We start from the raw sequence: 23876 nt of genomic DNA, 5'->3' as shown, positions 1-23876 counted from the left end.
AGATTTCAATAGAAGGAATTCAAGCGCGGCAGCGGTGCCGCAAACCAGTGCCGCTAACTTAACCGCGCTCAGCGGGGCTGATAATCGGTGACCGGCGCTACGCTGTTTTGCGCGCAACGCAACGGCGCCCGTGCTTATCAGCGATGAACACGGGCGTGGCTCAGGCAGGTTGGTTGGACCGGGTCAGCGGCAGGTTCAGCCAGCGCCGGCCGGTGGCGTTGGCGACGGCGCTGCCAAGCGCTGCGGCCATTGGCCCCTGAACGATTTCAGCGGCACCGAGGAACGGTTCTCCCGGCTGGTCGAGCAAGTGCACGTCGACTTTTTTCGGCAGTTGCGTGAAACGCAGAATCGGATAACCGCTCCAGTCGTAGCTGCGAATGCCCCCCGCGTCGTAGGCGACTTTTTCGTACAGGGTCCAGCTCGCGGACTGCACAATGCCGCCCTCGACCTGATTGCGCAGGCCATCGGGGCTGACGATCTGTCCGACGTCCACCGCCGTCACCACGTGATCGATGCGGATCTCGCCGGTCTGCGGATGCACCCGCAGCTTCACGGCGATGCCGCAGTAACCCATGATGTTTTTGTAGCGGGCAAAGGCGAAACCGATACCGGCGCCGGGCTCGCTGCTTTTTTGCGGCCAACCGATCTCATCACGCACACGTTCTACGACCGCGCGAGCACGCGGATCGCTGAGATGGGCCAGACGCAAGGCGACTGCGTCGATACCTGCCCTGATCGCCAGTTCGTCGATACTCGCCTCGATGGCGAAGATGTTGATGTGCGCTCCCAGCGAACGCATGGCCGAGGTGCGAAAGGGCATCTGAGTGACGAAGGTCATGTTGATGCGCGTCGAGTTCAACTCGTACAGCGGCACCGCGTTGCGATCACCATCGCCTTCGGGCTGGGCGATCGGCACGGAGGGCGCCGAGGCGAAGGGCCGCGCGAGCAAGCGTGCCGGCAACAGACGCCCGGCGTTGACGATGCGTTCGTTGTGCGGCGTGGTCCAGAGTTCGTAGGCCCAATCCTGCAAACGGCCGTGGCTGAGACCAGCGTCAACTTCGGTGACCATCGCCGAGCTGTATGGCTCCCAAAGATTTTCCTGTTCGCGCATCCATTGCACGCGCACCGGCGTACCGGGCACGCGCAGCGCGATCAATGCCGCATCGGCGGCGGCATCATCGGCGCCGTTATGCCCGTAGCACCCTGAGCCTTCGGTATGAATACAGCGCACCCGCTCAGGTGGCAGACCGAGCATTTCGGCAATGCCGGCGCGCAGCGGGTAAACGCCTTGGGTGTGGGTCCATACGGTGAGAACGCCGTCCTTGAACCAGGCCACCGCGCAGGACGGACCGATCGAGCCATGCATCAGATATTGCTTGGTGACCCGCGCCTGAAAACGCGTGTCGGCCGCGCCGCTCGGCGTGCCACTGTGGCTGATCGGATAGCGCCGTGAGGGCAGGCGTTTGAGCAGGCCATGAATCTCGTCTGCTTCGGGAATCGCCTCACCGCCGCTCCATTGCGCGACTTCGCTGGCACGGCGCATGGCTTTGATCGCTTGCCACTCATCACCGGCGACCACCGCCAGATAGTTACCGTCGCGGATCACCTTGACCCCAGCCTGCGTTTCGATGGACGCCGCGTCGAATGCCTGCAACGTGCAGCCCGGACGGGGCGGGCGGATCACCCGCGCATGCAGCATCCCCGGCAGGCGCATGTCCTGGACGAATGCTGCGCCACCGCTGACCTTCGCCGGGATGTCGAGGCGCGGCAACGAATGGCCGATCAGTTTGAAATCAGCGGCGGCCATCGCCGGTGACTGCGCCTTGGCATATTGATGCACATCGACATGCTTGACCGCGTCGGCGTAACTCATCCGCTGAGCAGCCGGGCCTTCGATAACCCCTTCGCGGGTGCTCAGCAGCCCTGCATCAACCTGCCAACTGCGCGCAGCAGCATCGACGAGCATTTCGCGCACCTGCGCGGCGGCGTTATACAACGCGGTACCGCTGTCGAAAATGCTGTGGCTGCCGGCGGTGTAGCCTTCGTTGGGCGTCAGCGCGGTGTCGGCGGTGAGCAGGTTTATGGCGGTCGCCGGTACCTGCAAACGCTCGGCGGCGATTTGCAGCAGCGCGGTTTTCACCCCGGTACCCAATTCGACCTTGCCGGTGTAGACGGTAATGCCGTCGGCGCCGATGCGGATCCAGGCGTCGAGAAACGGGTTGGTGCGCAGGCTGCCGGGCAGGTCGGGGGCGAGGACCACGGTGCCGAGCGTATCGACTTCCGTATCTGCCAACACACGCCGCGCCACCGGCAGCAGGGTGAATGCCACCAGCAACGCGCCACCGCGCAAGAACGCGCGTCGGCTCGGGTTCAATTCATTCGACTCACTCATGTCAGGCTCCCGTTGTGCCCGGCCACCTGTTTGATCGCCTCGATGATCCGCAAATGCGTACCGCAGCGGCACAGGTTGCCGGCCATGTGCTCGCGAATGGTCGCCTCATCCGGGTGGCGATTACGCTCAAGCAACGCTTGCGCGCGCATTAGCATGCCGGCAATGCAGTAGCCGCATTGCGCGGCCTGTTTCTCGATGAACGCGGCTTGCAGAGGGCCGGGTTTTTCCGCGCTGCCGAGGCTTTCCACGGTGCGGATTTTTTTGTCTTCGAGGCCGGCGCAAGGTGTCAGGCAGGCGAACACCGGTTGATCGTCGACGATCACCGTGCAGGCGCCGCACTGACCGAGACCGCAGCCGTATTTGGCGCCGTTGAGGTTCAAGTGATTGCGCAGCGCATACAGCAGCGGCATGTCCGGCTCCAGCTCAAGCGGTTGTGCGGCTCCGTTGACGTTGAGAGTGATCTGGCTCATTTCGTCTCCTGACGTAACGCTTCAATAGTGGAAGAGAGGTCGGTCCACGGCTGATCGGGGCTGGCTTGCTGACGCAGATACGCGGCCAGTGCGCCGAGTTGCGCGTTGTCGAGGCTGGCGGCGAATGCAGGCATCACCGGGCCGGGCGATCCGGGTGTGGCGGGCAAGCCTTCAAGCACGGTTTTGAGGAAGTTGCGCGAACTGGCCGCTTGCAGCGCCGAGGTGTTTTGCAACCCCGGGCGACCATCGATGCTGCGCATCGGTGCCGCCGGGCCATGGCAACCGGCGCAGGCGCTGCTGAAGAGCAGGGCGCCGGTCGAGTGGTCTGCCGCTTCACTGGCAGGCGTCTTCGCCGTCGTCTCTGTCACCGAAGGAGGGGTTTCCAGGCTGAGTAAATACTCGGCAATCGCCTCGGCTTCACTGGCGGGCAAGCTGGCCAGACTCAAGCTGACTGGACGCATCGGCCCGGCGGGGGTGCCGTGGCCATTGACGATCTCGGCGCGTAGATAGCCCACCAGTTGCTCGCGACTCCACGGGTTGGCGCGTTGGCCCATTCCGACCAGCGCGGGCGCCTGCCAGCCGTCGACGCTGCCGCCCTGCAAGTATTCCGAAGATTTTTCCGCGCCGATCAGGTTCAGCGGCGAATGGCAGCCGGCGCAATGGCCCGGCCCGTCGACCAGATAACGCCCGCGATTCCACGCCTCGCTGCGCTCCGCCAGCGGCGTCAGTGGCTCACCGTGCAGGAACAGCAGGTTCCAGAACGCCACCAACGGACGAATGTTCATCGGAAAATTCATCTGGTTCTGCGCGGCCGGCGCGTGCACGGCGGGGCCGCTCATCAAGTAGGCATAAGCGTCGGCGATGTCTGCTGCGCTCATGCGCCGGTAGTGCACGTAGGGGAACGCCGGATAGAGCAAGTGACCGTCGCGAGCAATGCCTTGACGCATCGCTCGCTCGAAGGCCGGCAGTGACCATTGGCCGATACCGGTCTCAGCGTCCGGGGTGATGTTGGTGCTGTACAGCGTGCCGAACGGCGTTACCAGCGGCAGTCCGCCGGCCAGATATTCACCACCGGGGCGGGTATGGCAGACCGCACAGTCGCCGGCCTCGACGACCCGCGCCCCGCGTTGCAACTGCGCAACATCGAACAGCGTCGGGCGCTCGATTGGCGCAATCGCCGGGCGCCACATCAGCCAAACGGCGCCGATCAGGCCGAGCACGGCGGCGACTGCCACGCTGATCCATAGCGTTCTGGACTTCAGAAATGAGCTGTTCATGGCACAGGAAAAAACGCGGCAGGCGATGACAGGACGGATGGGCTGCGGGTCATGGAGACGCTCCTTGTGATGGCCGGGGAAGGGCGCCGCATGGGACGACAGCGCCAGAGGCCAAAGCGTAGAGAAACCGTCTGCGCGGGAGAATCAGCGGCGCACGCAACAGCGCGTTGCGCGAGAAGCAACGCCTGCGCCGTTGCGCCGGACGCATCACTGCGTTGCCCGCCGCGTGGATTCTGCGCATCGCCACGGGGCCGTAGCCTTGGCAGCACTTTCCTGAACTCAATGAGGTGTCATCATGCTCACGGGCAATCCGGCCGTTGCGGCCAACGCCGAACAGCCAACTTCACTTTCCGGCCTGATGGTCGCGTTCCTGGCATTTTGCTGTGGCGCGGTCGTGGCCAATCTTTATTACGCACAGCCAATCGTCGAACTGATTGCGCCGCAGATCGGTCTGTCCAGCGCCAATGCCAGCCTGATCGTTTCGCTGACGCAGTTTGGCTACGCGCTGGGCCTGTTACTGCTGGTGCCACTGGCCGACCTGATGGAAAACCGCCGGCTGGTGGTTGGTTTCACCCTGGCGGCGAGCGTCACGCTGTTGTGCGTCGGACTGACCCATTCGCCGTCACTGTTCCTGGTGTTGTCTTTGCTAATCGGTCTGACCTCGGTGGCCGTGCAGATCCTTGTGCCGCTGGCGGCACACCTGGCGCCCGAAGCCAGCCGTGGCCGCGTCGTCGGCAATATCATGAGCGGCCTGCTGCTGGGCATTCTGTTGTCACGGCCACTGTCGAGCCTGCTGGTTGAAGTGTTCGGCTGGCGCGGGGTGTTTTACAGCGCGGCGGCCCTGATGGCGGTCATCGCGCTGGTCACTGCGGTGGCGCTGCCGCGTCGGCTGCCGACGCATAAAGCTTCGTATGCTGCGCTGATCGGTTCGGTGTTTGCCTTGGCCCGGCGCTATCCGCTGTTGCGTCAGCGCTCGCTGTATCAAGGGCTGTTGTTTGCCAGTTTCAGTCTGTTCTGGACCCTCGCGCCGATTGAACTGATGCGTCACCACGGCTTCACTCAGGCACAAGTTGCGATCTTCGCGCTGGTCGGTGCGGTGGGTGCCATTGCCGCGCCGATTGCCGGACGTCTGGCCGATGCCGGGCATGGTCGTCGCGGCACGCTGGTCGCCTTGTTGCTGGCGCCGGTTTCGCTGTTGATCGCTGCACTCCCGGGCAGTGGCTATTTCTGGCTGGTGGTGTGCGCGGTGCTGCTGGATTTCGCTGTGCAATTGAACATGGTGCTCGGCCAGCGTGAGGTGTACGCCCTCGATCCCCACAGCCGTGCGCGCCTGAATGCGGTGTACATGACCAGCATTTTCGTCGGCGGCGCGCTGGGCTCACTGGTCGCCAGTCCGCTGTACGAGCATTTCGGCTGGAACCTGTCCGCCGTCGCGGTGGCGCTGCTGCCAGCGCTGGCGCTCGGGTTGTTCCTGAGCCGCAAGGCCGATGACTGAACAGCCGGCAAGTGTGTTCAAGCACGGCGGTACAAGACGTCGGGGGAACAGTGATGCACAATCATCCGCGTTCCCTCTCGACCGGACCCCGCTTATGGACAAGTTGCTGGCACTGAAGATGTTTGTGGAAACCGTGCGCTGCGGGGGCTATTCCTCGGCAGCGCGCAAACTCGGGATATCCACGTCGTCAGTGACACGGCAAGTGGCCGGGCTGGAGCACGAGTTGGGCGCGAGCCTGCTCAATCGCACCACGCGCAACACCAGCGTGACCGTTGCCGGCCAGACCTATTTCGAAAAAGCCGTGGCGATTCTCGACGCGATCGACGAAGCCGATGCTGTCGTCGCCGATCGTGGCGCCGAAGCGCAGGGCCGTCTGCGCATCAGCGTGCCGGTGGAGTTCGGGCGACGCCTGATTGCTCCGCATTTGAGTCGTTTGCTGGAGCGGCATCCGGGTCTGGAGATCAGTCTGTCGCTGAGCGATCAGGTCAGCGACCTGCTTAGCGAGCAAATCGATGTGTCGGTGCGGCTGGGATCGTCGGTGGTCAGTGAAGACATTGTCAGCAAACGCGTGGGGCAGTTCGAACGCTGGGTGGTAGCCAGTCCGGAGTATCTGGCGCGTAGCGCGGCGCTCTGTCATCCACGGGATTTGCTTGAGCACCAATGCCTGCGTTTCGATTACGGCGGCACCCACCAGCACTGGACCTTTCAGAATGAAGACGCGCCCATTCAGCTCAACGTCCATGGGCGCCTGCAAAGCAACAACGCCGACATCCTGCGCGAAGCTGCCATCGGTGGCGGCGGGGTGACGCTGCTGGCTGATTGGCTGGTACGCGACGACGTAGCAGCCGGCCGGCTGACCCGCTTGCTTGAGCAGTACGAGGTCAATCCCGGCAGTGCCAGCACCTGCATCAACGCGTTGTATTTACCCAATCACCGTGGCTCCAGCCGGATCAATGTGTTTATCGATTTCCTGATGGAAATTCTCGGCCCGGCGCCCGCGACCACGCCCGCAGCGTAATTCCTGCGGCTCAACGGCGCCCGGTTCGCGTACTCACGTCCACCCAAACCGCCAACACCAGAATGCTGCCCTTGACGATCATCTGCCAGTAGCTGTCGACATCGAGCATCGACATGCCGTTGTCCAGACTGGTGATAACCAGCGCACCGAGGAGGGCGCCGTACACCGTGCCGGAACCGCCGCGCATGGAAGTACCGCCGATAAAGCACGCGGCGATGGCGTCGAGTTCGCCCATGCTGCCGGCCGAAGGTGAACCGGCGGCCAGGCGCGCGGTATTGACCACGCCGGCGAGGGCGCACATCACGCCCATGATCCCGAAGATCCACAGCTTCACGGCTTGCACATTTATCCCGGACAGGCGCGTCGCTTCCATATTGCTGCCCACGGCATACACGCGCCGGCCGAACACGGTTTGACTGGTGACGTAGCTGAACACGCCCAGCAAAATCAGCAGCAACAGGACCGGCACTGGAATGCCGTCATAGCTGTTGAGCGTCTGTACGAAGCCGGCGAGCACAGCGCCGATCACCAACACGCGGATGACGTCACGCACTAACGAATGCGCCGCGAGGCCGTGCAGGGCGCGATTACGCCGTTGTTTCCAGGTGAGGAACACGGTCAGCGCGAACAGCAAAATACCCAGACCAGTGCCGATCGCATGGGGCAGGTAACCCTGGCCAATGTAGACCAGCTCCGGCGATACCGGCGCGATGGTCGTGCCGCCGGTAATCCCCAGCAAAATCCCGCGAAAAGCCAGCATGCCGCCCAGGCCGACGATGAACGAGGGGATGCGCAGGTAAGCCGTCATGTAGCCGTTGGCGAGGCCAATCATCAGCCCGCAGAGGGCGACCAGACTCAGATTCGCCAGCAGCGGAATGTGGTAGACCACATCAAGAATCGCCGCGAGGCCACCGAGCAGGCCGAGCAATGAGCCGACCGATAAATCGATCTCGCCGCTGATGATCACCAGCACCATGCCGCAGGCAAGAATGCCGGTAATCGACATCTGCCGCAGCAGATTGGACAGGTTGCGCGGAGTGAGGAATCCGCCTTCGGTCTGCCAGCTGAAGAACAGCCAGATCAGCACCACGGCAAACACCAGCGCGAGCATTTTGTAGCGGGTGAACAGTTGTTTGACCTGATTCATTTACGCGGTTTTCCGATCATTATTGTTATGGCTGCCAGGCTGGCTGAGTGCGGCGGCGAGCACCTGCTCTTGTGTCAGATCATGGTTGATGAAGTCGCCACGCAACTGACCTTCGCCGATCACCAGCACGCGGTCGGACACGCCGAGCACTTCGGCCAGTTCCGACGAGACCATGATGATCGACACGCCGGCGGCGGCCAGCGCGCCCATCAACTTGTAGATTTCGTATTTGGCGCCGACGTCCACGCCTCGGGTCGGCTCGTCGAGAATCAACACCCGGGGTTTGGCCAGCAGCATCTTCGCCAGCACGGCTTTTTGTTGATTGCCACCCGACAGGCTGGTGATCGGCAGGAACGGGCTGGCGGTTTTGAGATGCAGGCGCGAGATTTCCCGATCGATGCTGCCCAGTTCGGCTTCGGCGTCGATGCGGGTCAGTTTCGAGTAGTTGTCCAGCACGGCGAGGGTGATGTTCTGACCGACGCCCAGATCCGGAATGATGCCTTGGCGCTTGCGGTCCTCGGGCACCAGGCACAGTCCGGCGCGGATGGACTTGAGTGGCGTGCGGGTGTCGATGGGTTGGCCATCGAGCCAGACTTCGCCCTCGTGGCGACCGGGGTAAGCGCCGAACAGCGCGGTCACCAGTTCGGTACGCCCGGCACCGACCAGCCCGGCAATGCCGAGGATTTCGCCGCGCTTGAGGACGAAGGAAATATCGTCGACCCGTTTGCGCTTGGGGTTGTCGACGTCGTAGCAGGTGATGTGCCGGGCCTCGAAAATCACCTCGCCGATGTCGTGCGGCTCACTGGGGTAGAGGTTGCTCATTTCGCGGCCGACCATCTGCGTGATGATCTGCGCAATGTCCATGTCGGCCATGGCGGTGGTAGCGATGTGTTTGCCGTCGCGGATCACCGAAATGGTGTCGCACACAGCGGCCACTTCATCGAGCTTGTGCGAGATGTAGACGCAGGCAACGCCTTTGGCTTTGAGATCGCGGATGATGTCCAGCAGCACCTCGATTTCCGAACGGCTCAAGGCTGATGAAGGCTCGTCGAGGATCAGCAGGCGGGCCTTTTTATTGAGGGCTTTGGCGATTTCCACCAGTTGCTGATAGCCGCCGCCGTACTGCGACACCGGCAGCGCTACGTTCATGTCGGGGACTTTCAATTCGCGCATCAGCGCTTCGGCGCGGTGGATCATCGCCGGGTAATTCATGCGTCCGCCGGGCAGCGTCAGTTCATGGCCCATGAAAATGTTTTCGGCCACCGACAGGTCGGGCACCAGCGTCAGCTCCTGGTGAATGATGACGATACCGGCGGCTTCCGTTTCACTGATCGATTGCGCCCTGAGCGGTTGCCCGTCCCAGAGGATTTCACCGTCCCAGGTGCCGTGCGGGTAGACCGCCGAAAGGATTTTCATCAGCGTGGATTTGCCGGCGCCATTCTCGCCGCACAGGCCAACGCACTCGCCGGGCCTGACCTTGATGTCGATGCCGTTGAGGGCTTTGACACCGCCGAAGGTTTTGACGATGCCGTTCATTTGCAGCAGATAGTCGGACATGGACAGGGCTCGTATATCAAAGACTCACACACCACGAAACCTGTGGGAGTGAGCTTGCTCGCGAAAGCGTCGGTTCAGACAATGCTTCGTTGACTGACACAACGCCTTCGCGAGCAGGCTCGCTCCCACAAGGGTTTTTCGCATTACCGGAGATCACTTCCCGGCAATTTGCGCCTTGGTGTAGAAGCCGTCCTGTTCGAGCAGGTCGATGTTGTCCTTGGTCAGCGGGGTTGGCGTGAGCAGGATGGTGTCGACCTTTTTGCTGCCGTTGTCGTACTGCGAACTGAAGGCGGGTTTTTCGTTGCGCGCCAGTTGCACCGAGAGCTTGGCGGCTTCGGTGGCGATGAGTTTCAGTGGCTTGTACACGGTCATGGTTTGCGTGCCGGCGATCACACGTTTGACTGCGGCAAGGTCAGCATCCTGTCCGGAAATCGGCACCTTGCCGGCCAGTTGCTGCGCCGCCAGTGCCTGAATGGCTCCGCCGGCCGTGGCGTCGTTGGAAGCGACGATGCCGTCGATTTTGTTGTCGTTGCGGGTCAAGGCGTTTTCAACAATGCTCAGCGCTTCGGTCGGGTTCCATTCCTTCACCCACTGTTGGCCGACGATCTTGATATCGCCCTTGTCGATGGCCGGTTGCAGCACCTTCATCTGGCCTTCGCGGAGGATCTTGGCGTTGTTGTCGGTCGGGGCTCCGCCGAGCAGGAAGTAATTGCCCTTGGGCGCGGCATTCAGCACGCCGCTGGCCTGCATCTCGCCGACCTTTTCGTTATCGAAGGAAATGTAGGCGTCGACATCAGCGTTGAGAATCAGTCGATCGTAGGAGACGACTTTGATCCCGGCTTTCTTCGCTTCGGCCACTGCGTTGGTCAGTACCGTGGCATTGAACGGCACGATGACGATGACATCGACGCCCCGGGAAATCAGGTTTTCGATCTGGGAAATCTGTTTCTGCTCGTTGGCATCGGCCGACTGTACGAAGACCTTGGCGTCCATTTTTTCTGCTGCCGCGACGAAGTAATCACGGTCACGCGACCAGCGTTCCAGACGCAGGTCATCAATGGAGAAACCGATTTTCGGGTGGGCAGCGTCAGCCATCACCGGCAGTGACAGCAGCGCCAGGGCAGTGGCCAATAGCGTGCGTTTTACGTTCTTCATAGTGGGGCGTCCTTTTATTGTTGTTGGAAAGACACGGCCTGACGATGAGTATCGGGCTGGTAAAACTGTAGAGAATCCGCAGACGCTGCAGGCACAGAATTGTCGTAGAAATGTCACCGCGTCGATGCGCCCGCAGATTCCCCGTGTGATCAGCGATAGATAAACCGGTTGACGATGTTCTCGAGCCTTTCCTGGCGGCCGCTGACCGCTTGCGGGTTCAACTCGTTGGTGAACGCGTGCTCGGCCAACGACTCAAGGTTGAAGTCACCGGCCATCACCGCCTGCCCGAACGGCTGCTGCCAACCGGCGTAGCGTTGATCCTTGAGCCGTTGCAGTTCGTCGTTCTGCACCATGGCCGCTGCGCGCTCCAGGGACAGGGCGAGAACGTCCATAGCACCGACGTGGCCATGGAACAGATCAATCTGATCAAGGCTTTGCCGGCGAACCTTGGAGTCGAAGTTGAAACCGCCATTCTTGAAGCCGCCAGCCTTGAGTATTTCATAGGTGGCCAAGGTCATTTCTTCGACGCTGTTAGGGAATTGATCGGTGTCCCAGCCGTTTTGCGGATCGCCACGGTTGGCGTCGATGCTGCCGAAAATCCCCAGCGAGACCGCCGTCGCAATCTCGTGATGAAAGCTATGACCGGCCAGTGTCGCGTGGTTGGCCTCGATGTTGACCTTGATTTCGTGCTCCAGCCCGAACTGCTGGAGAAAGCCGAACACGGTGGCGCTGTCGTAATCGTATTGATGCTTGGTCGGCTCCTGCGGCTTGGGTTCGATCAGCAGATCACCGGTGAAGCCGATCTTGTGTTTGTGCTCGACCACCATGCGCATAAAGCGGCCCAGCTGTTCGCGCTCACGTTTCAAGTCCGTGTTGAGCAGGGTTTCGTAGCCTTCGCGACCGCCCCACAACACGTAGTTGGCGCCTTTCAGGCGATGGGTCGCGTTCATGGCGCTGAACACCTGGGCAGCGGCGCAGGCGAACACTTCGGGATCGGGGTTGCTCGCGGCGCCGGCAGCGAAACGCGGGTTGCTGAAGCAATTGGCGGTGCCCCACAGCAGCTTGATACCGCTGGCTTCCTGGTGTTGCTCGAGGTGGTCAACCATCTGCGCGAAGTGGTTGCGGTACTCCTTCAGAGAGCTGCCTTCCGGAGCGACATCGGTGTCATGGAAGCAGTAATAGTCGATACCCAGTTTGGAGAAAAACTCGAAGGCGGCGGCTGCTTTGCCGATCGCCAGTTCCATCGGGTCGCCGGCATGTTGCCAAGGGCGCTTGAACGTCCCCGCACCGAACACATCGGAACCCGGCCAGACGAACGTGTGCCAGTAACAGGCGGCCATGCGCAGGTGTTCGCGCATGGGTTTGCCGAGGATGAGTTTGTCGGCGTCGTAGTGACGAAAGGAGAGGGGAGAATCGCTGTCTGGGCCTTCGTAGCGAATCGCATCGACATCGGGGAAATACTGCATGGACCTTGTCCTTGTTGTTCTTGGCGGTGTCTCGATACTAGCAACGGCCCTGTACCCGCTGATTATGAAAAACATCAACACGGGGTGCGATTTTGCGTATTGAGCTTCTTCGGCCAGGCGCCTAGTCTGTGCCAATCGCCTCTGTGACAAGGGGGCCCAGAACAAGCATAAAAACAATGAAAACCGTACCGCCTGTTCACCGCATCGCCCTGTTGTTCAACGGCAGCAAGATCTACGACCGAGGCATCATCAGCGGCATCGGCAACTACCTGAGCAGCACCCGTGCTTCCTGGGACCTGTTTCTCGAGGAGGATTTTCTCTGTCGCTTGAAAGGCATCGAACGCTGGCAGGGCGACGGGATCATTGCTGACTTCGATGATCCGCTGATTGGCGAGGCGCTGGCCGATATCCAGATGCCAGTGGTAGCGGTAGGGGGCTCGTACGAGGATAAGCGCGCTTATCCGAAAGCGATTCCCTACGTCGCCACCGATAACAACGCGCTGATGACGCTGGCCTACAAGCATTTGATCGAGGCGGGACTGCAGCGCTTTGCCTGCTTCAGCCTGCCGGAAGCGCAAGCCAATCGCTGGGCGCAAGAGCGCGAAAAAGCCTTTCGCAAACTGATGAAACGCGATGGTCTGCACGGCGAAATCTATCGCGGCATGGGCACCAGCGCACCGCTCTGGGACAGCGCCGTCGAACAGTTGATCGCCTGGCTGCAAAGCCTGCCCAAACCCATCGGCATCATCGCCGTCAGCGACGCCCGCGCCCGCCAGTTGCTGCAAGCCTGCCTGACCGCCGGCATTGCGGTGCCGGAGCAGGTGGCATTGATCGGCATCGACAACGATCCGCTGACCCGCAGCCTGACTCGAGTGCCGCTGAGTTCGGTTATTCAGGGCACGGAAACCATGGGCCGTACCGCCGCGCAACTGCTCCACCAGATGCTGCACGGCATGCCATCTACCGGTACGCAGATCCTGATCCCGCCGGATGCGGTCAACGTGCAGGTGTCGAGTTTGCACCAGCCGTTGGGCAATCCTTACGTCATGCAGGCGCTGCTGTTCATTCGCCAATATGCTTGCCAAGGCATTAAAACAGCGCAGGTGGCGGCTTATGTCGGCGTTTCGCGTTCGTCACTCGAAGCGCATTTTCGTGCTGAGCGAGGCTGTAGCGTGCATGACGAGATTTTGCGTTTCAAACTGGCAGCGGCGACTAGCGGCCTTAAAGATGCAGATTCAGTGATTGCCGACGTTGCGCGCAGTTGTGGGTTTAAATCTGCGCAGTATCTGCACACGGTGTTTCGGCGGGAGTTTGGCTGCACGCCGCGGGAGTATCAGCAAGGAGCAGGGATGCGCTAATGGAATGGCGGAAATGAGGTTAGAGCGGGCATCAATGTCTTGATTGTTGCGTGAACAATGAATCGTCCGCTGTTCGTTTCTCTGGATGGGCCCAAAGGTACCGGCAAAACCACACTGTTGGAGGCCGTTACGCAAGTACTGAGGGCGGGCAACCAGAAAGTCATCCGGCTTTGCGAGAGAAAAAGCGATCCGTTCAGGGGTGAAACCATGGCCTTGGTTAACACTCTGGCGAGAAATCCTTGCCGGGATCTGGAGTGGGCTGTGTGTCAGCGCCTTGCGGATAGCCGTCGCTGGATCTCCCAGAACGTTCTGACGAAGCAGCCGCTGGACAGCATCATCTTGATCGATCGCTGGTATCCCTCGGATGCGGCGTTTCGCCAAACCATCCCGTTTGCCGAGATTCTTCAATTGAATATGGAGCGAGATGTGCGGGTGCCAGATCTGCATGTCGGCGTCGTCACCGATCCGGATATTTCATGGGCCAGAGCTGCTAACCGATCACGAGGACTGGGCGGCACTGTGATCCAGAAGCACGCAGAGCATGTGGCGTGTACGGAAATGTTCGAGCAAGCGGTCAAGGATCACGGTTGGATGTTGTGCCGTAATGAAGGAACGGTTGAGGAGGCGACGATGCTGGTGGTTTCTCGGGTCTATGAGGTGCTTGGGTTGAACGTCGAAGTGGATGCCAGTCTTGGCGCTCAGGGTATCGCGTAGACCTTGAAGTTCAGTGGACACGGCCTGCCAGGAAGGGGCGTCTGGTGAAATTTTCTGGGGTTGGGCAGGACGCTTGCTCAGGCGCTCTGAATAGCCTGATGACGCTTTTATAGAAACAGGATGAGCAAAACCGCGACAGCCACAAAGCCATCGCGGTTGTTCTGCATTTTAGCGGTTAGCGTCGGCCAAGCCAGCCTCGATGAAGCGAACGGAACTCTCCATAGCCTGCTGACCTTCTGGCAGCATGGTGGCGTAGAAGTGCCAAGCGTGGAACATCGCAGGCCATACTTCCAGGTTCACGCGAACCCGGTTATCTGCCAGGTGAGTTGCGAGGCGCATTGCATCACTCAACATCAGCTCGTTTTCGCCGATCTGCACCAAGATTGGTGGAAGACCGGTGACGTCCGCGAACACAGGTGAGGCAAGAGGATGATTGGCCAATGTGTCGCCGAGGAATGCTCTGGCGAGGATGTCCAAGACAGGCTTGGAGTTCAGAGGATCCAGACCTTCACGGTTGCTCATGGAAGCGCCGGTGTGTTCAAGGTTCGCCCATGGTGAGATGGAGGAGCCAACCGCAGGCAATGGAAGCCCTTTCGATTTAGCCGCAACCATGACGCTGACAACCATCGCGCCGCCAGCCGACTCGCCAGAGAACGCAATTTTGTTAGCCGGGATTTTCTGCTCAAGCAACCATTCGTAAGCGCGCAATGTGTCGTCAATTGATGCTGGGAACTTGTGCTCAGGAGCGAGGCGGTAGTCCGGCATGTACACACGAGCACCGAGCATTTTAGAGTAGTTGCCGCCGATACCGTGGTAGCCGTCTGGACGTCCTACAATGTAGGCGCCGCCGTGGATGTACATCACGACCGCGTCGGTTTTGATCTCGTCCGGAGTAACCAGTGTGCCGGGTACGCCACCCATGTCGACTGCTTCGAATTTAACGCCAGCTGGCGCTGGATTTTGCGCGAGCATTCTTGCGTAAGAGTCGCGGATGTCGCTCATTTTTGTGGTGGTATCGATTCCTTTAAGAACGGGTACCAGATCGCTAAGGCTATTGGCCCAGGTTTGGACGGCTGCTTGGACTTTAGTGTTCATAATGACCTCAATTGATCGTTGGGAGTGGATTAGCTAATTGAGATACTATGCTTAGTATTGGGGAATAGGGTTCCCCATAACAGGTGCTAAGCCGCCCGAACGTTGAAACCACCGAGGCCGTATGGAACTCCATAACCTGAATGATATCGCCGCGTTTGTAAGCTCGGTAAACGCTGGAAGCTTCACTGCGGCGGCAAAGCAGCTTGGCCTTACGCGCTCTGCAGTCGGGAAGTCGATAGTCAGGCTCGAGGCTCGTTTACAGGTACGTTTACTGAATCGCACTACGCGCAGTTTAAGCATGACGGATGACGGCCAGGTTCTGTATGAGCGCTGCGTGGGCGTTCTTCAGGATCTGGACGACGTGGAGGATGCCCTTGCGTTTCGTCGTTCGACACCCAGTGGGCGACTGCGGATGAGTCTGCCGGTTGCGCTGGGCAGACTTCATGTCCTTCAGCACATTGAGTGCTGCCTTAAGGATTGGCCCTCACTGAGCGTGGATATCACCTTTTCTGACAGGCTGGTCGATCTGATCGATGAGGGATTTGATTTGGCCATGCGTATCGGGCCACCGAAGGAAGATTCTCGGTTGTTAACGCGCACTGTGGCCTACCAACAAATGATTACCTGCGCTTCCCCCAAATATTTGGCTGAGCACGCCGAGCCTAAAACGCCGGAGGATTTATCCGAGCACCAGTGCCTGCATTTCGTGAGCGGTGGGAGATTGCTTCCTTGGAATTTTCGCGTGAGTGGTAGCTCTGTGTCCGTTACTCATGGTGGAAGGCTACAGATGGACAGTGCTGAGTCATTACACCAGTCAGCTGTAGCTGGCCTGGGCATCGCGACTCTTCCTTCCTACGTGGTGAACGACGATTTGAGGAGGGGCAAGCTTGTTCAATTGCTCGCTGGGTATGCAGAGGCGGCAGAGCCTATTCGGGTGATCTACCCTAGCAAGCGGCACCTCTCTCCAAAAATTCGACTCTTCATCGATAAGCTCGTGGAGGCTTGGTCACCATGCCCACCATGGGAGCAGCATTCTGCGGAAGGCATTCACTCTGCCTGACCCGTGAGCGAGGCCCGCTCGTCTAGTCGATACCTAGCATATGCATCGCGTATTCATTTCACTTGAGCATCGACTTCCAGGCGTGGGCACTGCGCCCGTATTCCGTGCATTTGCCAAAGGAGCCAGTGCCTCAGAGGCTTAGTGCGCCGGTGTTTTCCACATCCTCAATAGATGCTCATGACTGCGTTTCGTAGGAACTACTGGCGCTCCTTGCTGGGGAAGTGACCATGCAGACCGCTTGACAGCGGTCAAATATCCGAATAAAAATGAAGCGCTTCATAAATATCTCTTTAGAGAATAAATACAAAAAATAGAGTCGTGAAAATATCATGGACTTTGTTGGCTTATGGCCGCAGGCTGTGAAAATGAAGCGATTCATATTTGCCGTTTTACTAGGCAAGCCTGGAGTTCATAATGGTCACTGCATCATTAGCTTTCGCTCGGTCAACCACGCCGGCTGCCCTCTTATCTAAAGTCACCGACCGCCCCGGCACGGAGGCACAGGCTTCGCCACACAAATCTCCTAAAACCACCCGCATACATGAGTCCGAAATTTTCGGTCAGCCAGTGCGGCATTGGACGCGTGTGAGCATCACCGCGCCTTGTTTCTGTTTTTTCAGCGCGGGGGAGTTTGACATGACGAATCTTCGACATTCAGGACGCACAGTTCTCATTACCGGGGCAGGAGGGGGCATTGGTGCCTCAATTGCCCGGCTGTACTGCGAGGAGGGCGCGCGGGTTGCTTTGGTAGATTTCGACGAACAGTCAGTTTCCGAGCTTTCACGGCAACTCAGTGCTGCCGGACATTGGGTGGCTTGGGCTAAAGCTGACGTATCAGATTTCGCTCAATGCAGTCGAGCCTGTCTTGAGCTTGGTGAGCAGCTCGGCCCGATCGACACCTTGATTAACAATGCAGGTATTTCACCCAAACACGAGGGCGCACCAGCGCCGATTTGGGAAATGGATCCTCAGGAATGGGATCGCGTCGTTGGCATCAACCTGACAGGCTCATTCAACTTGGTCAGAGCTCTCGCACCAGCGATGGTCGAACGCCGTTTTGGAAGAATAGTGAATATGTCTTCCGTTGCCGGCAGCGCTTACCTCCCTATCGTCGCGGCGCATTACAGCGCCACGAAAGCAGCAGTTATCGGTTTTACCCGTCACCTGGCAGGTGAGCTCGGGCCTTATGGCATTACGGCAAACGCACTGGCTCCGGGACGCATCGAAACGCCGCTTCTAAAAACCGTTTCTGCGCAAGCGAACCAGGCAGTCGTTGATGAGACTCCGTTGGGCCGTCTTGGAACGTCACTTGAGGTAGCTAAAGCAGCATGCTTTTTGACTTCAAACGACAGTGACTTCATCACGGGCCAAGTTTTGGATGTGGCGGGTGGCTGGTTGATGCGCTGATCCATCCGGGCTCGTATTCAGCGTAACGATTTATCTCACAGTTTTTCAGCAGCGGGTGATGGCATGGTTCGAACAATGGGTTTTCCTGGCCGATACGAGCAAGGGCCAGGCGCACTAAAGCAGCTTGGCAGAATCCTTTCCGATATGGGGCAATCGCGCCCTTTGGTCTTGTGCGACGAATTCGTCTCGAAGCATCTGTGGCCTGAGGTAGGGAACGCATTGTCAGAGCATGGCTTCGAGGCGAACAATATCGTTTTTCCTGGTGAATGCACTAAAGCTGCAATTGCGTCTCTCTGTGAGCGATCAGCAGATTACAGGCCAGACACCATCATCGCTTTGGGCGGGGGTAAGACAATTGACACGGCTAAAGGGATGGCTGCTCAGCTTAACGTCCCCATCGTCGTATGCCCGACCATTGCTTCCAGCGACGCCCCAACCAGCCGTTTGATTGTGCTTTACGACGAGGCGCACAAGGTCGTTGGCGTCGAGTACCTGAACATGAACCCCTCTGCAGTAGTCGTGGACACCGAAGTGATTGTCCGTGCGCCTGCAAGGTTTTTCGCCGCAGGCATCGGCGACGCCATCAGTAAAAAGTTTGAGGCGCAACAATGTCAGTCTGCCGGAGGCAATAACTCATTTGGTACTCCAGCGTTGAACACGGCATTGCTGCTAACAGAGGCTGTGTTTAAGACGCTTATGACCTACGGGTACAGCGCTTACCAAGCAGTAGGCCGGCACGAGGTTAATGATGATGTCGAGCGGGTTGTTGAAGGAACCGTCCTTATCAGTGGCGTTGGGTTTGAGAGTGGCGGCTTGTCGTTAGCCCATGCGCTTGTGCGAGGTCTTACGTCAATTCCTGCGATTACTTCCATGCTGCATGGTGAGCTTGTCGCATTCGGGACGCTGGTGCAGATGTCCGTCGAAGAGCGCCCAGACTCAGAGATCCTAGGGGTCGCTCAGCTTCTGAATGATGTGAATCTTCCCGTCACCCTCGACGGCCTTGGCCAGACGTCTCCGTTTACCTCTGAGGAATTGGACATTGTCGTCCAGGCAACACTGGGTGCGGTGTATGCGAAAAATATGGCGCCAGCCCTTACGGCTGAGCGAATCATCCGAGGACTCGCTCGTGCCGACGAGCTGGGACAACGATTGGAACGTTTCAACTAACCGCTAAATGCAGCACAGCTAATCCAAGAATAAAAGAGGCTCAGAAAATGACAGACAAGACCGTTCCGCATATTCATGACTTGCTCAAAGACTCCCCTAAGAATTGGGGTAAGTGGGGCCCGGATGATGAGGTAGGCTCACTCAACTACCTTACAGATATCGAAGTGCTCCAAGGGGTCAAAGAGGTCAAGCAAGGCAAGACATTTACTTTGCAGGTGCGGATGGCAGATCCTGCTGGTGACCCGGTCTGGCCTGGTCGCTCCCAGTCAAAACGCATGAATATCATGGATCGTGGTCACTACAACTGTGGCAAAGGCCCACATTTTCCGGGCTCTTACGAGTTCGCCGACGACGTGATGTTTTTTCATCTTCAAGGGTCAACTCAGTACGACGCCCTTGGGCATGTCTGGTACGACGATCAGATCTGGAATGGCTACAGCGCCGATACCACTATCGGTTCGCTGGCCAAGGCGAGCGTTGCTCCATTGGGTGAAAAAGGCATCGTTGGCCGAGGCATTCTGATCGACATCGCGCGCCACCGTGGTAAAGACGTGCTGGATGCAGGTGAAACGTTCAACCATGAGGATTTAATGGCTGCGGCCCGGGCTCAAGGCGTCTCTATCAACAAGCGCGACATTCTCATCATCCGCACTGGATGGATTGGCTCGTTTTATAAACGCGACCCGGAAGAGTTCTACAAAGACTTTATCGAGCCAGGCCTGACCTACAGCCCTGAGCTGGTGAAGTGGTTTCAGGAGATGGAAATTCCGAACATCGTCACCGACACCATTGCTAACGAAGTCACCGTCGACCCCGTGTCAGGAGTTGCGTTGCCGTTGCACAACGCACTCATGAGGAACTTGGGCATCACTCTCACTGAGATCGCTCAGCTTGATCCTCTCGCTGAGGACTGCGCTGAGGACGGTCAGTGGACGTTTCTCTATACCGCAGCCCCTCTAAAGGTCGTTGGCGGAACCGGAGCTCCTGTGAATCCGATCGTCATTAAATAAGTGTTTTTGCCTGGGGGCAGCAGAAACGCTGCTCTCAGGTTTTTCCCTCCAATTAACGGCTCCCGAACGGCAGGCTGTTGGCTTATCATCCTCTGCGCAAATCGAGGGCGTTCTTCTGATCGTCCTGTCTCCGCGCTACGATCGAGGATGCTGAATCTCCAATGAAAAAAATCGAGAAACCGAAGCTCAAGGATGTGGCTGAATTGGCGGGCGTCTCGATGGGGAGTGCTTCAAGAGCATTGGCTGTCCCGCACTTAGTGAAACCTGCCACGCTGGCCAAAGTACAAGCAGCTGTTCAAGAGCTCGGGTACGTGCGCGACGGGGCCGCGCGTGCTTTGGCATCCAGGCGCACGCACAGCATCGGAGCCGTTTTTCCTACTTTTAACAACCCTGCGTTCGCTGAAGCTGTCCAGGCCCTCCAGTTAAGGCTAACGGAGCTTGGGTATCATCTAATCATTTCTTCCCATGAATACGACCAGGCGCAAGAACTGGTAAACGTAAGGAACATGATTGAGCGGGGCGTCGAAGGCCTACTGTTAGTGGGTACTGAACATAGTCCTGAAATTTATGAAGCACTAACTGCCGCCCAATGCCCATTCATTCTCATGTGGTCGCTAGATGGTGCTCACGACCATCACTGCGTGGGATTCAGCAATGAGGAGGGTGGTCGATTGATTGCCAAGCACTTGCTTAGCCTTGGTCATCAAAGTATCGCGATGATCAGTGGAGTTGTTTCTAACAACGAACGGGCAAAATACCGTCTGAAAGGAATCACCGCTCAGCTACTCGAGTCAGGGATAGAGCTTTCAAGTGAACGGATTATTGAGCAGCCATTCACGATTGAGGGAGGGCGCGCCGGGCTGCGGATTGCTATGGAGCTTAACCCCAAGCCTACGGCCATTGTCTGCAGCACTGACCTCACCTGTATCGGAGCGTTGGCGGAAGCGCGCTCCAATGGGATCGACGTCCCCAAAGAACTATCAGTCAGCGGGTTCGATGATATCGAGTTCGCGGCTGCCTACGTGCCAGCCCTGACGACCGTCAGGGTGCCGACTTCGAAAATTGGTATCAGCAGCGCCAACAACATCGTTGCGCTAATCGAGGGGCGCCCACTTGCACGCCGCGAGCGCATACAAATCGAACTCGTCGTCCGAGATAGTACGGCGCCACGGCCCTAGAGCGTTTCCAGAAAGGCACTAAACTCTTGGTGCTTCATTGGCATTGAACCAGCCTGGGCGGTACTCGCTCCAGGTCAGTTGCCAGAAGCCCTCATGCTTGCGACGAAGCCGCATTCGGTAATGCGCGCCATAGAGAGGCGTGCCATCTTGCGTGTGTGAGTTTCCAGGAATGACTCTGCCGACAATCATTTCCGCTACACCCTTTTCCTCGTCGGCCTTGATCTCCAGCACGTCCGCGAAATGCTGCATCCACGGCCAGGGCCTGCGAAACTCTTTGAAGGAGCCGATGATCGCGTGGCGCCCTTCAATAAGGCCCATCGGTTGGAAATCACCAGCGGCGTCGTTGGCAAAGCAATGGGCAAGTAGCTGCATGTCAGCCTGATCCAGCGCCCATGAGTAACGAGCGTAGGTTTCAGCAATACACTCCTCGCTGGGTACCGAAGGCGTTGAGCTTGGGAAAGCAAGCCATGGCGAATTCAGCTCGCTAACGATGGTGGGGGCTGGATCGCCAATCCTCCATCCATCGTCACCTGGTGGAAGCTGCCAGTGAGTGGCAAGCGAGTAGTCCCCGGTTACCCAATTCAAGGCAATCAGCACGCTGTCGAGGCGCCAAGTGCCTGCTGTCTTTTTCAGAGAGCCTGTGACAGTCATACCAAATCCGAGCGTGGCCGACTTTGTGGCTTTGCTGATATGGCCATAGGCGTAGAAACTGAAATTGGCGTCGGTTTCTCCACCACCCACATAGTGATTGGTTGCCTTCACTGAAAAGCCATCAGCCTTGGCACGGTCTTGCTGGAAAGCTCTGACGATCTTGCGTCCACCCTCATGAGCGGACATGTGGCTTGTCACCAACTGGCAATTGTCAGTGAACATGTCCCCAGCAGATTCCCAATTACCGCTCTCCCAGGCTTCCAGAAAGGTGGCTATAACGCCCTTAATTTCGGTGCGATCATTTGAGCCGGTCACTGGGTCACCTGCGAGGCAGGTTGGCCTATGGGGAAGTGTGGCAGGACATACTCAGCCATCTCCTCCAGGACATCAGCGGCTGGTCGCTGCAGAGGTTTGATATTCAGTGCGACGTGTGAAACACCTTCATCCTGTTGCCGTTTCCAGAGCTCCACGAGAGCATTACGCCCGATCCTTATTCCGTTGTAGCCGCGTTCCAGCGGTGTGCTCGGATCCTTCGCCAGATCGAAAAACGTCGCGTAGCCGTATGGTTTTACATTGCCGGTCTGGCTGGCAGAACGGAACTCGCGGATGAGGCCGGGCAAACGATTGAAGTCGCTCAGATGCCAAATCCAGGCATCGGCATTATTGGCTATCCACTCAAGCGTCTGACGGGCCCGGCCCACGACAATCATGGGGAGTCGAGGGCCCACGGGCTTGGGTACCATGTCTAGCAAGCCTTCCAGCTGGCCGAAAAGTTTGGTTGAGACGCTTGGGAAGCTGGTTTCAGTGACTGTCTTAATCAGCTCGAAGCCTTCCCGGTATCGTTCTTCTCTCGCTTCGAAATCAATCCCGAATGCTGGATATTCAATCGGGCGATCTCCGCTGGATAGCCCTAGCAAGAAACGACCGCCGGTTAGCTGGTCGACCGAAACGGACTGCTTAGCGACGATCAGTGGTTCACGTAACGGAAGAACGATGCCCGTTGTGCCCAAGGCAATGTTTTTGGTAACAGCAGCCAGATATCCCAGATATACAAACGGGTCGATCATTTGACCAGTATCACCAAAGCTCGGGTCATAGAAGGGCACATCTCTCATCCACAGACTTGCGAATCCAGCCTCGTCCGCGATGCGAGCAAGGCGTTGATGATCCTGCAGCGTGGGAAACGGTGAATTCGGATAGCCCTCCAAGGGCATGATGTATCCGAAGGTGAGGCCTTCGGGCTGGAACACTCGCGAATAGGCCGGGTGAGCTGCAAGTTCGGGACTGAGCTCAAGGGAAGGGCTGAGAGAAGTCATTGCTAAACCTCATTATTTCAAGCCGATTACTACTGTGTAAGCGGCTTTCAGATGAACAGGTCTGCATGGTAGTGAAGGTATTGGGGAAAATGTGTCCCCTCTGATGGGGCGCGATCCACTGGTGGCCGCTATCCACACAATGAAAAATCTGCTGGGTCAATCGCTTGAACTCGTCCGCAGTAGGCGTCTTAGATGAGTCGCGGCCTTCAACGGGATGAGTCTTACGCGCTGTGACGAGTGGTCACAGATGGTGTGAATTTCTGAGTATTCTCCTGTGCGAGAGCATCACCTACTCTCACTCAGCGATTGAAATCCTGGCTCGCTCGCCAGTCACACGTTGAGAGAAATTATAATGAATACGCCCGTTAAACCTGATGAACTTGCCATTCCTTATGCTTTGCCGCAGGTGCCCTTCATGTCTCCAGACATGGTGCATCCAGGCGTTATGACCACTTGGCTCGAAGACGATAATCTCTGGGTGCCTGTCACCAAGTCAGTATCTTTCAAACCACTGCTGCTGAGCGTTAGCGGTGGGTACTACATCAACTTGCTCCGAGTGCGGCAGAGCGGGGTTTTGTCTCGTCACCGCCACTCAGGTGCAGTACATGCGATCGTGTTGAAGGGGCGTTGGTACTACCTCGAACACGATTGGGTTGCTGATGAAGGCTCCTTTGCATTCGAGCCGCCAGGGGAGACTCACACTCTGTTCGTCCCTGAAGATGTCGAAGAAATGATTACTTGGTTCCACGTTCAGGGTGGCTACACTTACGTCGACCCACAGGGTGTCGCGGTTGGCTATGAAGACGTTTTCACCAAGCTGGAAGCTGCCCGCAGCCATTACAAAAATTTGGGCTTGCCGGACGATTATATCGAGCAGTTCATTCGCTGATTCTGGTTCAAAAAAGAACGCGCTACGGCGCGTTTTTTTGTGTAGATAAACAGG

Annotated in this window: 20 protein-coding genes; 10 read left to right on the top strand and 10 right to left on the bottom strand. The window is 58.2% G+C overall.

Annotated elements, in window-relative coordinates; genetic code table 11:
• Positions 1-160 precede the first annotated feature (160 nt).
• Genes AC3IUF_RS15480 through AC3IUF_RS15470 form a run of 3 tightly spaced genes read right to left on the bottom strand, consistent with a single transcriptional unit; the run spans position 161 to position 4139 of the window.
• Positions 161-2392 carry a xanthine dehydrogenase family protein molybdopterin-binding subunit gene (locus AC3IUF_RS15480; protein ID WP_489278485.1) on the bottom strand — a complete coding sequence of 744 codons (2232 nt, stop codon included), beginning with the start codon at positions 2390-2392 and terminating at the stop codon, positions 161-163.
• On the bottom strand, positions 2389-2862 hold the full coding sequence (locus AC3IUF_RS15475) for a (2Fe-2S)-binding protein (protein ID WP_007913200.1): 474 nt from the start codon (positions 2860-2862) through the stop codon (positions 2389-2391). The genes AC3IUF_RS15480 and AC3IUF_RS15475 overlap by 4 nt, the downstream gene beginning before the upstream one ends.
• The gene (locus tag AC3IUF_RS15470) at positions 2859-4139 is read right to left on the bottom strand and encodes a c-type cytochrome (protein WP_489278483.1); all 1281 of its coding nucleotides are present in this window, start codon (positions 4137-4139) and stop codon (positions 2859-2861) included. Before AC3IUF_RS15470 ends, AC3IUF_RS15475 begins: the two co-directional genes overlap by 4 nt.
• A 295-nt stretch (positions 4140-4434) precedes the next feature.
• Here AC3IUF_RS15470 and AC3IUF_RS15465 point away from each other — a divergent pair, with 295 nt between their 5' ends.
• Positions 4435-5634, top strand: a complete 1200-nt coding sequence (locus AC3IUF_RS15465) for an MFS transporter (RefSeq protein ID WP_489278481.1) — start codon at positions 4435-4437, stop codon at positions 5632-5634.
• Between the two features lie 94 nt (positions 5635-5728).
• Positions 5729-6652: a LysR family transcriptional regulator gene (locus tag AC3IUF_RS15460; RefSeq protein WP_489278480.1), complete on the top strand. Its 924-nt coding sequence runs from the start codon at positions 5729-5731 to the stop codon at positions 6650-6652.
• A 10-nt stretch (positions 6653-6662) separates the two neighbouring features.
• On the opposite strand, the gene AC3IUF_RS15455 is transcribed toward AC3IUF_RS15460, so the two are convergent.
• From AC3IUF_RS15455 to xylA, 4 genes are all read right to left on the bottom strand, one after another.
• Positions 6663-7799 (bottom strand): sugar ABC transporter permease, encoded by a 1137-nt coding sequence (locus AC3IUF_RS15455; protein ID WP_007913196.1) that lies wholly within the window; start codon positions 7797-7799, stop codon positions 6663-6665.
• Entirely contained in the window at positions 7800-9356 is a 1557-nt protein-coding gene (gene xylG, locus AC3IUF_RS15450; RefSeq protein ID WP_489278478.1) for a D-xylose ABC transporter ATP-binding protein, read from the bottom strand.
• A 153-nt stretch (positions 9357-9509) separates the two neighbouring features.
• Positions 9510-10511 (bottom strand): D-xylose ABC transporter substrate-binding protein, encoded by a 1002-nt coding sequence (gene xylF, locus AC3IUF_RS15445; protein WP_007913194.1) that lies wholly within the window; start codon positions 10509-10511, stop codon positions 9510-9512.
• A 149-nt stretch (positions 10512-10660) separates the two neighbouring features.
• Positions 10661-11977 (bottom strand): xylose isomerase, encoded by a 1317-nt coding sequence (xylA, locus tag AC3IUF_RS15440; protein ID WP_116030316.1) that lies wholly within the window; start codon positions 11975-11977, stop codon positions 10661-10663.
• Positions 11978-12153: 176 nt separating this feature from the next.
• On the opposite strand from xylA, the gene AC3IUF_RS15435 reads away from it, so the two are divergent.
• Entirely contained in the window at positions 12154-13335 is a 1182-nt protein-coding gene (locus AC3IUF_RS15435) for a XylR family transcriptional regulator (RefSeq protein WP_447785432.1), read from the top strand.
• Positions 13336-13392: 57 nt separating this feature from the next.
• A complete protein-coding gene (locus AC3IUF_RS15430) occupies positions 13393-14049 on the top strand; it encodes a dTMP kinase (RefSeq protein ID WP_007913190.1) in 657 nt (218 codons plus the stop codon).
• A gap of 168 nt (positions 14050-14217) precedes the next feature.
• Here the strand turns inward: AC3IUF_RS15430 and AC3IUF_RS15425 are convergent, their stop codons facing one another.
• On the bottom strand, positions 14218-15144 hold the full coding sequence (locus AC3IUF_RS15425; RefSeq protein ID WP_489278476.1) for an alpha/beta hydrolase: 927 nt from the start codon (positions 15142-15144) through the stop codon (positions 14218-14220).
• 121 nt (positions 15145-15265) lie between these two features.
• Between AC3IUF_RS15425 and AC3IUF_RS15420 the strand changes: the two genes are divergently transcribed.
• From AC3IUF_RS15420 to AC3IUF_RS15400, 5 genes are all read left to right on the top strand, one after another.
• Positions 15266-16204 carry a LysR family transcriptional regulator gene (locus tag AC3IUF_RS15420; protein ID WP_489278474.1) on the top strand — a complete coding sequence of 313 codons (939 nt, stop codon included), beginning with the start codon at positions 15266-15268 and terminating at the stop codon, positions 16202-16204.
• A 414-nt stretch (positions 16205-16618) separates the two neighbouring features.
• On the top strand, positions 16619-17611 hold the full coding sequence (locus tag AC3IUF_RS15415) for an SDR family oxidoreductase (protein WP_489278473.1): 993 nt from the start codon (positions 16619-16621) through the stop codon (positions 17609-17611).
• 63 nt (positions 17612-17674) lie between these two features.
• Positions 17675-18778, top strand: coding sequence for a glycerol dehydrogenase (locus AC3IUF_RS15410; RefSeq protein ID WP_489278472.1), 1104 nt, complete (start codon positions 17675-17677; stop codon positions 18776-18778).
• A gap of 47 nt (positions 18779-18825) precedes the next feature.
• A complete protein-coding gene (locus AC3IUF_RS15405; protein WP_007913184.1) occupies positions 18826-19788 on the top strand; it encodes a cyclase family protein in 963 nt (320 codons plus the stop codon).
• A 161-nt stretch (positions 19789-19949) separates the two neighbouring features.
• A complete protein-coding gene (locus AC3IUF_RS15400) occupies positions 19950-20966 on the top strand; it encodes a LacI family DNA-binding transcriptional regulator (protein ID WP_007913182.1) in 1017 nt (338 codons plus the stop codon).
• An 18-nt stretch (positions 20967-20984) separates the two neighbouring features.
• On the opposite strand, the gene AC3IUF_RS15395 is transcribed toward AC3IUF_RS15400, so the two are convergent.
• The gene (locus tag AC3IUF_RS15395) at positions 20985-21932 is read right to left on the bottom strand and encodes a nuclear transport factor 2 family protein (RefSeq protein ID WP_007913181.1); all 948 of its coding nucleotides are present in this window, start codon (positions 21930-21932) and stop codon (positions 20985-20987) included.
• Positions 21929-22933 (bottom strand): LLM class oxidoreductase, encoded by a 1005-nt coding sequence (locus AC3IUF_RS15390; RefSeq protein WP_123375239.1) that lies wholly within the window; start codon positions 22931-22933, stop codon positions 21929-21931. Before AC3IUF_RS15390 ends, AC3IUF_RS15395 begins: the two co-directional genes overlap by 4 nt.
• Before the next feature lie 352 nt (positions 22934-23285).
• Here AC3IUF_RS15390 and AC3IUF_RS15385 point away from each other — a divergent pair, with 352 nt between their 5' ends.
• Positions 23286-23822, top strand: coding sequence for a 2,4'-dihydroxyacetophenone dioxygenase family protein (locus AC3IUF_RS15385; protein WP_007913179.1), 537 nt, complete (start codon positions 23286-23288; stop codon positions 23820-23822).
• The last annotated feature ends 54 nt before the right edge of the window (positions 23823-23876 follow it).

It is taken from the genome of Pseudomonas sp. KH_040 (assembly GCF_057839305.1).
This window is presented reverse-complemented; position numbering and strand designations above follow the sequence as displayed.